The organism is Cellulomonas sp. P2_F12, assembly GCF_056403775.1.
In genome coordinates, this window is record NZ_JBFUEV010000013.1 from 62,195 (window position 1) to 73,387 (window position 11,193).

The 11,193-nt window shown below is 72.1% G+C and carries 9 protein-coding genes; all 9 read right to left on the reverse strand.

The window, feature by feature from the left end; all coding sequences use genetic code 11:
• Window positions 1-10 precede the first annotated feature (10 nt).
• Window positions 11-871 (reverse strand): DUF4097 family beta strand repeat-containing protein, encoded by an 861-nt coding sequence (locus AC1DWH_RS19865; RefSeq protein ID WP_456845134.1) that lies wholly within the window; start codon window positions 869-871, stop codon window positions 11-13.
• Window positions 868-1,530 (reverse strand): response regulator, encoded by a 663-nt coding sequence (locus AC1DWH_RS19870; RefSeq protein WP_477095108.1) that lies wholly within the window; start codon window positions 1,528-1,530, stop codon window positions 868-870. The genes AC1DWH_RS19865 and AC1DWH_RS19870 overlap by 4 nt, the downstream gene beginning before the upstream one ends.
• On the reverse strand, window positions 1,518-2,855 hold the full coding sequence (locus AC1DWH_RS19875) for a sensor histidine kinase (protein WP_477095109.1): 1,338 nt from the start codon (window positions 2,853-2,855) through the stop codon (window positions 1,518-1,520). Before AC1DWH_RS19875 ends, AC1DWH_RS19870 begins: the two co-directional genes overlap by 13 nt.
• Before the next feature lie 133 nt (window positions 2,856-2,988).
• A complete protein-coding gene (locus tag AC1DWH_RS19880) occupies window positions 2,989-6,282 on the reverse strand; it encodes a glycoside hydrolase family 48 protein (RefSeq protein ID WP_477095110.1) in 3,294 nt (1,097 codons plus the stop codon).
• A 337-nt stretch (window positions 6,283-6,619) separates the two neighbouring features.
• The gene (locus AC1DWH_RS19885) at window positions 6,620-7,360 is read right to left on the reverse strand and encodes a hypothetical protein (RefSeq protein ID WP_477095111.1); all 741 of its coding nucleotides are present in this window, start codon (window positions 7,358-7,360) and stop codon (window positions 6,620-6,622) included.
• A complete protein-coding gene (locus AC1DWH_RS19890; RefSeq protein WP_477095112.1) occupies window positions 7,357-8,244 on the reverse strand; it encodes an ATP-binding cassette domain-containing protein in 888 nt (295 codons plus the stop codon). Before AC1DWH_RS19890 ends, AC1DWH_RS19885 begins: the two co-directional genes overlap by 4 nt.
• Window positions 8,241-8,597, reverse strand: a complete 357-nt coding sequence (locus AC1DWH_RS19895; RefSeq protein ID WP_456845140.1) for a GntR family transcriptional regulator — start codon at window positions 8,595-8,597, stop codon at window positions 8,241-8,243. The genes AC1DWH_RS19890 and AC1DWH_RS19895 overlap by 4 nt, the downstream gene beginning before the upstream one ends.
• Window positions 8,598-8,777: 180 nt before the next feature.
• Complete coding sequence (locus AC1DWH_RS19900) at window positions 8,778-9,827, reverse strand: aspartate-semialdehyde dehydrogenase (RefSeq protein WP_477095113.1); 1,050 nt, start codon at window positions 9,825-9,827, stop codon at window positions 8,778-8,780.
• A 4-nt stretch (window positions 9,828-9,831) separates the two neighbouring features.
• Complete coding sequence (locus AC1DWH_RS19905) at window positions 9,832-11,106, reverse strand: aspartate kinase (RefSeq protein ID WP_456845142.1); 1,275 nt, start codon at window positions 11,104-11,106, stop codon at window positions 9,832-9,834.
• Window positions 11,107-11,193: the final 87 nt, after the last annotated feature.

The window sequence follows — 11,193 nt, forward strand, 5'->3', positions numbered from 1 at the left end:
TCTCGTGCCGTCAGCCGCGGGGGCCCAGGAAGGCCGCGTCCCCGTCGCTGGTGCGGATCCGCACGTGCGTGGACGCCGTCGGGTCGGTCGGTCCCTCGACGGTCTGGCGGCCGTTCGAGGCCGAGATGTCCAGCGCGACCGGCTCCCCCGTGCCGTACACGGTCACGTCGCCGTCGCTGGCGTGCGCGTCGACGTCGCCCTGGACGTCCGCGATCTCGACGCGCCCGTCGCTCGACCGGGCGGTGACCGAGCCCGAGACGCCGGAGACCGTGACGGCGCCGTCCGACGAGCTCACGGTGACCGAGCCGCGGACCGCGCTGACGTCGGTCGTGCCGTCGTTGGCGCGGACGGAGACGTCCCCGTCGATGTCGGAGATCCTCGCGTCCCCGTCGCTGACCCGGACGTCGAGCGGACCGCCCAGGGTGGTCGCGTCGACCGGGCCGTCGCTCGCGCGGACCACCACGGCGGTGCCGGCGGGGACCGTCACGTCGAGGGATGCCGAGCAGAAGCCTGGACGCCACGAGTCGCACCGGTAGCTCACGGTCAGGCGGTCGCCGGACCGGGTGGTCTGGTAGCGCGCGGGCGTCAGGGTGGTGCGCTTCGTGCGCTCGACGTCGACGCGGTCGCCGCCGGTGGTCACGGTGACGTGGCCGTCGGCGACGAGCTCCACCACCGGTGCGGCGGCGTAGGACGCGGTCTGCGAGGTCGTCGTGGCGTCGTCGGAACCCAGAACCAGCAGGTTGAGGGCGCTGAACCCCGCCGACAGGACGAGGACGCCGCCGATGATCGCGCCCGTCCAGGTCAGGGCGCGGGCGGCCGGCGTGCGGGCGGGGGGCGGGGTGACGGGTGGGCGGTCGAGCGTCGTGGTCATGAGCGGTCTCCCGGTTCGTGCTCCAGCCAGCGCAGGACGGCGAGCACGCGGCGGTGGTCGTCGGCGTCCTGCGGGAGGTCGAGCTTGGTGAGGATGGATGTCACGTGCTTCTCGACGGCCGGCAGGCCGACGACGAGGCGGTCGGCGATGGCCGCGTTCGAGCGGCCCTCCGCCATGAGGCCGAGCACGTCCCGCTCGCGCGGGGTGAGGGTCTCGAGGCCCGAGCGGCGGGCCCGGGCGAGGATCTGGGCGACGACCTCGGGGTCGATCACGGTGCCGCCGGCGGCCACGCGGGCCAGGGCGTCGAGGAACTCGTCCACGTCCGCCACCCGGTCCTTGAGCACGTAGCCCAGGCCGCGGACGTCGCCGGCGAACAGCTCCCGGGCGTACCGCTGCTCGACGTACTGCGACAGGACCAGCACGGGCAGCCGCTTGTGCAGGCTGCGCAGGTGCACCGCGGCCCGCAGGCCCTCGTCGGTGTGGGACGGGGGCATCCGGACGTCGGTCACCAGGATGTCGGGCAGGTCGTCGGATGGCCCGAGCGCGGCGACGACGTCGTCGGCGGTGGTGTAGCCGGTGACCTCGTGCCCCTCCGCCGCGAGCAGCCTGGTCAGGCCGTCGAGCAGCAGGACCGAGTCCTCGGCGATCACGATGCGCACGGCACCTCCACGGTGAGTCGGGTGCCGGCTCCGGCCGGGCTGTCCAGGTCGAAGGTGCCGTCGAGGGCGGCGACGCGGCTGCGCAGGCCCTCGAGCCCGCTGCCGGGCGTCGCGTACGCTCCCCCGCGGCCGTCGTCGGCGATGACGATGCGCAGCCGGTCCGCGACGAGCACCGCGGTCACGGTGACCTCGCTCGCCTCGGCGTGCTTGGCCGCGTTGGTCAGGGCCTCGGCGACGACGAAGTACGCGGCGGCCTGCGCGGACGTGCTCGCGCGGTTGAGCGACGGCGGGTCGGGCACGTCCACGCGCACCCGGACGGGGCTGCGGGCGGCCAGGGCCGACAATGCGGCATCGAGGCCGCGGTCGGTGAGGACGGCCGGGTGGATGCCGCGGACCAGGTCGCGCAGCTCCGCCAGCGTCTCCTTGACCTCGCTGTGCGCGTGCTCCAGCGCCGCGGCGGCCACCGGGTCGCTCGACACCTTGCGCCGCGCTGCCCCGAGCTCGACGCCGAGGGCCACGAGCCGCTGCTGGGCGCCGTCGTGCAGGTCGCGCTCGATCCGCCGGCGCTCCTCGTCGGCGGCACCGACGGCGGCCGTGCGGGTCTCCCGCAGCTGCACGGCCCGCCCCTCGGCCTGCACCGCGCGCGCCTGCGCCTGCCGGGCCGCCTCGACCGCCTCGGCGCGCGCCGACGACCCGAGCAGCGACCTGCCGAGCCGGACGATGGCCAGCGACCCCGCCTGGGTGGCGAGGGCGGCGACCCACGCGCACACGACCGCCGCCGGGACCATCAGGACCAGCGGGATCGGCGGGTGGTGCAGGCCGCTGGTCAGGGCGACGACCGGGTAGGTGAGGCCGCCGAGTGCGAACCCGCTGAACACCGTCACCACGACGCTCTGGACCGTGAGCAGCAGGCCGGCGACCACCACGTAGGCCACGTGCGCCCAGGTACGGCCGTCCGACAGGACCGCCCACCACGAGGCCCACATGCCGTCGCGGCGCGGGTAGGTCGGCGCGGGGATCTCGACGGACAGCTGGGCGCGCAGCCGGGCCCGCTCCTCGCGGGCGAAGGGACGGCCGGCCCAGAGGGTGGCGACGAGCATCGGGATGCCGACGAACAGGACCACCAGGCTCAGTGAGAGCGAGAGGGCGACGGTCAGCCCGATCGCGGCGACCAGGATGACGAAGGAGCCGACGACGATCTGCGAGACGCCGCGCCAGGTCGCCACGGACACGGGCGCGGCAGCCAGTGCACGCAGGTCCGTGAAGGCGGGGGCGACGACGCGCAGGTCGTCGGACACGCTGCTCGGGGGTGTCGGGGAGCTCATGACAGTGACGCTAGGGGTCCGGGCGTGCGGGCAGACAGCCTGACCACCCACCAGGTCGGGGTGGGGTTGGCCCTACCCCCGACGCGCCGACGGGCCGGCCCCCGCGAGGAGGACCGGCCCGTCGTGGGTGCGACTAGCCGATCGTGCAGGTGGCGCCGTTCAGGGTGAACGCCGTCGGGTTGGTGTTGGTCCCCGTGTGGGAGCCGTTGAACCCGATGTCGGTGCTCTGGCCGGCGGCCAGGGTCCCGTTCCACGCGGCGTTCTTCGCGGTGACCGCCGTGCCGGTCTGGGACCAGTCGGCGCTCCAGCCCTGCGTGACCTTCTGGCCGTTGGCGAACGAGAACCCGAGGGTCCAGCCGTTGATCGCCGTGGTGCCGGTGTTGGTCACCTTGACGGAGGCCGTGAAGCCCGTGTTCCAGCTGCTGGCGGTGTAGGCCACCTTGCAGGAGCTGGTGGTGGTCGCGGTCTTCGTCGTCACCGAGAGGGCCGACGACGCGGCGGAGATGTTCCCCGCGACGTCCCGTGCCCGGACGGTGTACTGGTACGCCGTCGCCGCCGTGAGGCCGCTGTCGGTGTACGACGCGGTGGTCGGCGAGCCGACCTTCGTCGTGCCCCGGTACACGTCGTACCCGGCGAGGCCCGAGCCACCCGTGTCCGTGGACGCCGTCCACGTGAGGGCGACACTGGTCTCCGTGACGGTCGTCGCGACGAGGCCCGAGGGCACCGACGGGGCGATCGTGTCGACCGTGGTGGCCGGCGACGTCGTCACCGACAGGGCGGACGACGCCGCGGAGACGTTGCCCGCCACGTCCTTCGCCCGGACCGTGTAGGAGTACGCCGTCGCCGCCGTGAGGCCGGTGTCGGAGTACGACGTCGTCGTGGTGGAGCCGACCTTCGTCGTGCCCCGGTACACGTCGTACCCGGCCAGGCCGGACCCGCCCGTGTTGTCGGTCGACGCCGTCCAGGACAGCGTGAGGCTGTTCTGGGTGACCGCGCTCGCGGCGAGGCCCGTGGGGACGCTCGGCGCGGTCGTGTCGGTCGGCGTGGCCTTCGTGGTGACCGACAGGGCCGACGACGAGGCCGACACGTTGCCGGCGACGTCGCGTGCCCGGACCGTGTACGAGTACGCGGTCGAGGCCGTCAGCCCGGTCTCCGTGAACGACGTGGTGGTCGAGCTGCCGACCTTCGTCGTGCCGCGGTAGATGTCGTAGCCGGCGACGCCGGAGCCACCCGTGTTGTCCGTCGAGGCCGTCCACGAGATCGTGGCCGACGTCGCGGTCGTGGTGCCGGCCAGCGGGCCCGTCGGGACGCTCGGCGCGGTCGTGTCGGCCGGGGTCGTCGACGGGAACAGCCGGTCGTAGTCGGCCATGGCACCGGCGACGGCCGTCTGGGCCCAGAACCGGTGGAAGCTGAACGTCGGCGCGGCGCCGCCGTTCAGGTACGCCTGGACCTTGGACCACTGCGGGTCCGTCTTGTACCAGGAGCGGATGTCGAGGAAGCTCACGCCCGGCTTGATGACGTCCCTGTTCGGCATCGTGCCGGTCCAGCCGGCGGGGATGTAGACGCCGTTGCCGCCCGCGACGTACGGGTCGTCGAACCGCGCGAAGTCCGTGCGGGTCTCCGGCGCCGAGACGCCCAGCGGGTCCTGGTTCGAGGCCCAGATGGCGTCGAGCAACGACTTCACCTTGGCCTGGATGGCCGTGTTGCCCGACTTGGCCGCGTAGAAGAGCAGCGTGCGGGACAGGTCACCCGCGACACCGACGTCCTGGCCGGTGCTCTTGATGGCGACCTTGAGGCCCGTGTTGGCGCCCGGGTTGGCCGAGTTCCAGGTGTCCGGCTTGCCGGTCCAGGTCAGCTCCGACGGGATGGACCAGGTGCTGCCGCTGACCGAGATGTTGGCCGCGGCCCACGGTGCCCACTTGTCGAGGATGGCCTTCGCCTGCGGGTTGCCCGACGCGTAGTACAGCTCCGCGACGCGCTGCATGCCCCACGCCTGCATGCCGAACCACTGGTTCGACGGCGGGTCGTTGTAGACCGGGGCCTCGGTGTACGCCATGCCGTAGAACGTCGGCGTCCCGGCCGGGGGCGTCGCGTAGGCGCCGTCCCAGCTGTTCGTCGCGCCACCGGCGATGCCGCCCTCGGGCGACTGGAGCCACGTGTAGAACTCGAGCTGCCGCGTCAGCGACGTGCCCCAGTCCGTCTTGGCCGTCGGCGACTTCGGCGTCAGCGCCGCGTCCGTCGACAGCACCCAGGCCGCGAGCGGGTTCTGGTACCCGAAGTGCGCGTGCGACGACCCGATGCGCCAGGCCCAGCCGGCCGACGAGTCGTTGGCGCCGCCCCAGGCGTAGTACCAGGACAGCAGGTAGTGCTCGCTGCTCTTGCCGGACCCCGCGGGGCACGACGGCGAGGTGCAGCCGATGGTCTTGAAGTACTTGTCGAAGAGCGCGTACCGCAGGTAGTCGCCCATCTTGGCGGCCTTGGCCACCGTGCCGGCCACGTCGGCCTGCTTGCCCTGCGCGGTCGCCCACTGGTTGGCCCAGTACACGGCCTCGATCGAGCGCGCGTCGGCGTCCGGCGCGTCGGTGTACTTCCACTGCTTGGCGTACGACGAGTCCTTGGTGAACAGGTCGAGGAAGCCGTTGGTGCCGCCGTACTTGAACTCCTCGCACGACGGCTGCGGGACCGTCTCCCAGACCGACTCCTGCGGGCCGCGCTGGAAGGTGTTGATGTAGGACGTGCCGGTCGCCGTCGGGCCGAGCTCGCAGCCCGCCCCCGGGGTGGCGCCGAACCCGTACTTGTTGTCGACGTCGGCGAGCCAGTGCATCGCGTAGATGTCCGACGTGCCGTACGTCGACTTCAGCTCCGCGCCGATCGGGTCCTGGCCGGAGGTGACGCCGCTGTTGAGCTGCGACGGGTACTGGTTCGGGTTGTTGAACTCCGCGGCGTACGTCGCCGGGCTGCTCGGGTTGTAGAACGAGTTGGTCGGCTGGTCCGCGCTGGTCGGGATCATGTACTTCTCGAGCGTGTCCCACGCGTGGTTCAGCGGCGCCCAGTCCTGGGTCACCTGCCCGTACAGCGCCTCGAGCCACAGCCAGTACGAGTAGGCCTCCGACGTGGTCTCGTGGCCGTAGTCGGGGGCCTCGACGATGAGGGTCTCGACCGAGTGGTAGGGGATGCCCTGCGCGCTGAAGTAGCCGTTCGCGGGGTCCTTGATCTTGTTGTACATCGTGAGGAAGCGCTGGGTGTACTCGCCGTCGGGGACGGCGGCGGCCAGCGGGGCGGCCGCGGGGACGGTGACCGTGGCGGGCAACGCTGCCGCCCCGGTCGCGGCCATGGCGGGTTGCATCCCGCAGATGGCCAGGAGCGATGCTGCGCTCAGGGTGGCGGTGGCCACCCAGGCAGATCGCCGTCGGGTCGATGAGGACATCATTCGTACCTTTCTGGCTGTCGGGCACGCCCCCGCTGCGTCGCGGGCACGGCCCGGCGCCCCGCACGCGGGCGCGCGGGAGCGGTGACGGAGGTGCACGAAGGAACTGACCGTCGGCGCCGGGGCAGCCCGCTCCTGTGCGGGTCTCCGGGCGTGCGGCGGTCCGGTCGGCAGCAACTGTCGTTCCGCGCACAGGGAGCGTCCAGACTCCTAAACGATTCGATGGGAGCGCGACCACGGGCTGCCGCGGCCACCTGACAGCAAGGTCCGCGCAACTACGGGTCCGGACCCGTGGATGCTCGGACGTTGCGGGTGGTGCGTCAGGAGGCCCGGTGGGTCAGGAGGCCCGCGTCGGCACGGCCACGCCGCGCGTGAGGCGGTCGAACGCGAGAGCCATCGCGGCCACGATCAGGACGGCCGCCACGGTGGCGACGAGCAGGGGCCGCGAGCCGTCGAACCAGGCGGCGGTGGAGACCGGGCCCGCGTTCTGCGCGAACAGCGCCGAGACCAGGAGGACCGGGCCCGCCGTCAGCGGCAGTGCGAGCGTCCCCCACCACCCGCCGAGCCGCTGGTAGGACATGCCGACCAGCAGGCCGGAGACGTAGGCGACGACGAAGATCAGGGTGTTGGCGACGAAGGAGTCGAGGGCGCTCGACGAGTCCGGCGAGAAGCCGTCGAGGATCCTCCACTCCCAGCCCATCGCCCCGAACACCGCGCGCTCGACCAGCAGCAGGCCGCCGAACACGAGGCCGTAGACCAACCCGGTGGCCACAGCCGCGATCAGCGCACCCAGCGACAGCGACCGGCGGGTCAGCCCCGTGGCCACGTGCACGGGCAGGTACGCCGCCGTGAGTCCGATGAACACGGCGAACGGGAACCACAGCGCCCCCTGCTGACTGAAGGCGACGACGCTGGTCCCGGGGGTGCCGAGGCGGTCGATCACCCCGATCACCAGGGCCAGCACCACGACCGCGATGCTCCAGAACCAGGCCGCGAGATACAGGTGGACCCTCAGCAGCCACCGGGCCGTCGCGGTGACGGTGCTCCGGGTCGGTGCCGCGGGCAGGTCGATGCTCATCGCGCAGCCTCCGTGGTCGCTCGCTCGGTCAGGTGCACGAACAGGTCCTGCAGGGCCACCGCACCGAGCTCGAGGCCGGCCGCGGCCGCCCGCTGCTCGTCGTCCGGCCGCGAACCGACGAGGGTCACCTGCGCGGTGCGGCCCAGCTCACGGCGGGCGACGACCTCACGGCCCGCGGCGAACGCCGCGACGGACTCCGCCGGGCCGGTCACGGTGAACCCGCTCGAGCGCAGCGCGTCCGCGTCGGCGACGGTGAGCACCGACCCGCGATCGAGGACGACGACGTCCTCGAGCAGGCGCTCGACCTCGCCGATCAGGTGGCTGGACAGCACGATCGTGCGCGGGTGCTCCACCCAGTCGGCCAGCAGGGCGTCGTAGAACGCGTACCGCGACGGCGCGTCCATGCCCAGGTGTACCTCGTCGAGCAGCGTCAGCGGCGCCCGCGTCGCGATGCCGAGCACGACGCCGAAGGCCGACCGCTTGCCGCGGGAGAGGCGACGGGGCTGGCGCGTCGGGTCGAGCTCGAACGTGTCGAGCAGCGAGCCCGCGAGCTCATGGTCGAAGTGCGGCCGGCGGTCCGCGACGAAGCTCAACGTCTCCGCGAGGGGCCGGTCGAGAATCACGTCGCCGCTCTCCCGGACCAGGCAGGTGCCCGCCATCACCCGTTCGTTCTCCCAGGGGTCCTCCCCGTCGACCAGCAGCACCCCCGAGGTCCGGCGCCGGAACGCGGCGATCAGGGACAGTGCCGTGGTCTTGCCCGAGCCGTTGCGTCCGAGCAGCCCCGTGATGACGCCCGGACGCAGGGTGAAGGTCACCGCGTCCAGCGCCGTCGTCGACCCGTACCGGGCCGTGAGGTCGCGCAGCTCGACTCCGAAGCCGCTCATCGGGGTCCCTCCTGGATCCGTCGGACGATCTCGTCGACCCCGATGCCGAGCACCCGGGCCTGCGCCAGCACCGGGTCCAGGACGTCGACGAAGAAGCTGGCGCGCCGCTCGGCCAGCAGCCGCTCGCGGGCACCCTCGGCGACGAACATGCCGATGCCGCGGCGCTTGTAGAGGACGCCCTCGTCGACCAGCTCGGTGAACGCCTTGGCGGCGGTCGCCGGGTTGATCCGGAACGTCGTGGCGTACTGCGTGGTGGACATGACCTGCTCCTCCGCCCGGAGGGCCCCCGACATGACGTCGTCACGGATCTGGTCCGCGATCTGCACGTAGAGGGGGTCACGCCCGTCGAACACGACGCATCCTCCTCACGTTCAGCGGTTCATTACCTGACCAACTAACCACAGAACCACCGCGAAGGCAACCCCCTCCCATCGGGCGCCCGCAGATCCGGTCGCCGGGACTGCCCAGACAGACAGCAACGTCCGAGCACCTAGGGGTGGGGACCCATAGATGCTCGGACGTTGCGGGTGGTGTCAGACGGTGGTGAGGCGCTCGGCCGCCACCAGCTCGGCGATCTGGACCGCGTTCAGCGCGGCACCCTTGCGGAGGTTGTCATTGCTGATGAACAGCGCGAGGCCCCGCCCGCCCTCGACGCCCTCGTCCTGGCGCAGGCGGCCGACGAACGACGGGTCCTGCCCGGCGGCCTGCAGGGGCGTCGGGACGTCGGTCAGCTGGACGCCGGGGGCGTGTGCCAGCAGATCGGCGGCGCGCTCCGGCGACAGGGCCCGCTCGAACTCCGCGTTGATCGACAGCGAGTGGCCCGTGAACACCGGGACGCGCACGCACGTGCCCGAGACCAGCAGGCCGGGGAGGTCGAGGATCTTGCGCGACTCGTGGCGGAGCTTCTGCTCCTCGTCGGTCTCGAAGGAGCCGTCGTCCACCAGGTTCCCCGCCAGCGGGATGACGTCGAATGCGATCGGCGCGACGTACTTCACGGGCGCGGGCAGCGTGACGGCGGACCCGTCGTGGACCAGCGCGAGCGTGTCCTGCGTGACCGCGGCGCGGATCTGGCTGTCGAGCTCGTCGGCCCCCGCCAGGCCCGAGCCGGAGACGGCCTGGTACGTGGACACGACCAGCCGCTTCAGACCGGCCTCGTCGTGCAGGACCTTGAGCACCGGCATCGCGGCCATGGTGGTGCAGTTCGGGTTGGCGATGATGCCCTTGACGGCGTCGGCCAGGGCGCCGGGGTTCACCTCGGAGACGATGAGCGGGACCTCGGGGTCGCGACGCCAGGCCGACGAGTTGTCGATGACGAGCGCGCCCGCGGCGGCGAACCGCGGGGCGTGGACCTTCGAGGCCGCGCCGCCCGCGGAGAAGAGGGCGACGTCGATGCCGGAGAGGTCCTCGGTCTCGACGTCCTCCACCACGACGTCCGTGCCCTTCCACGGCAGGGTCGTGCCGGCGGAGCGCGCGGACGCGAAGTAGCGGATCGAGGCGACGGGGAAGTCGCGCTCCTCGAGCAGGCGGCGCATGACGCCGCCGACCTGGCCGGTCGCGCCGACCACCGCGATGTTCAGTCCCATGGCCCTACCGTCCCGTCCCGCCGTACACGACGGCCTCGTCTTCCGTGGAGTCCAGGTCGAACGCCGTGTGCACCGCGCGGACGGCGTCGTCCAACGAGTCCGCGCGCGTGACCACGGAGATCCGGATCTCCGACGTCGAGATCATCTCGATGTTGATGCCGGCGTCCGACAGCGCGGCGAAGAACCGCGCGGAGACGCCGGGGTGCGACTTCATGCCCGCGCCGATGAGCGAGAGCTTGCCGATGGTGTCGTCGTACTGCAGCGACGCGAACCCGATGTCGGGCTGGTGCTCGGTCAGGGCCGCCGTGCCGGCCGCGCCGTCCGTCGCCGGGAGCGTGAAGGAGATGTCCGTCAGGCCCGTCGCCGCGACCGAGACGTTCTGCACGATCATGTCGATGTTGACGCCGGCACCGGCGACGACCTCGAAGATGCGCGCGGCCTTGCCCGGCACGTCCGGGACGCCGACGACCGTGATCTTGGCCTCGCTGCGGTCGTGCGCGACGCCGGCGATGATCGGCTGCTCCACGGTCTCTCCCTCGTCTGCAGGCTGGTCGGTCACCAGCGTGCCCTTGTGTGTGCTGAACGACGAACGCACGTGGATCGGTACCCCGTAGCGCCGGGCGTACTCGACGCAGCGCAGCACGAGCACCTTGGCGCCGCTGGCCGCGAGCTCGAGCATCTCGTCGTAGCTGACCCGGTCGAGCTTGCGGGCGTTCGGCACGATGCGCGGGTCGGCGGTGAACACGCCGTCGACGTCGGTGTAGATCTCGCAGACGTCCGCCTTGAGCGCCGCCGCGAGCGCGACCGCCGTGGTGTCCGAGCCGCCGCGGCCGAGCGTCGTCACGTCGTTGGTCGACGGGTTGACGCCCTGGAAGCCGGCGACGATGGCGACCGACCCCCGCGCGACCGTGTCGCGGATGCGGCTGGGCGTGACGTCGATGATCCGCGCCTTGCCGTACGCCTCGTCGGTGATCACGCCGGCCTGCTGGCCCGTGAACGACTTGGCCTCGACCCCGAGGTTGTGGATCGCCATGGCCAGCAGCGACATCGAGATGCGCTCGCCGGCCGTCAGCAGGATGTCCATCTCGCGCTGCGGCGGGAGCGGCGTCACCTGCTTGGCCAGGTCGATGAGCTCGTCCGTGGTGTCGCCCATGGCGCTCACGACGACGACGACGTCGTGGCCGGCGCGCTTCGCCTCGGCCACCCGCTTCGCGACGCGCTTGATGCTGCTGGCGTCGGCGACGGAGGAACCGCCGTACTTCTGCACGATCAGGGCCACGGGAGAGCTCTTTCGCGGGCTCGGGACAGGACCGGGCGAGTGTACGGCCGTGCCCAGCAGGTGGGCAGGGAGTTTCAGATGCCGGAT

What these genes read in the sequence shown, in the direction of transcription:
- AC1DWH_RS19880 (WP_477095110.1), bottom strand. Translation starts at nt 6,282, where the DNA reads ATGTCCTCATCGACCCGACGGCGATCTGCCTGGGTGGCCACCGCCACC.
- AC1DWH_RS19890 (WP_477095112.1), bottom strand. Translation starts at nt 8,244, where the DNA reads ATGAGCGGCTTCGGAGTCGAGCTGCGCGACCTCACGGCCCGGTACGGG.
- AC1DWH_RS19875 (WP_477095109.1), bottom strand. Translation starts at nt 2,855, where the DNA reads ATGAGCTCCCCGACACCCCCGAGCAGCGTGTCCGACGACCTGCGCGTC.
- AC1DWH_RS19865 (WP_456845134.1), bottom strand. Translation starts at nt 871, where the DNA reads ATGACCACGACGCTCGACCGCCCACCCGTCACCCCGCCCCCCGCCCGC.
- AC1DWH_RS19900 (WP_477095113.1), bottom strand. Translation starts at nt 9,827, where the DNA reads ATGGGACTGAACATCGCGGTGGTCGGCGCGACCGGCCAGGTCGGCGGC.
- AC1DWH_RS19885 (WP_477095111.1), bottom strand. Translation starts at nt 7,360, where the DNA reads ATGAGCATCGACCTGCCCGCGGCACCGACCCGGAGCACCGTCACCGCG.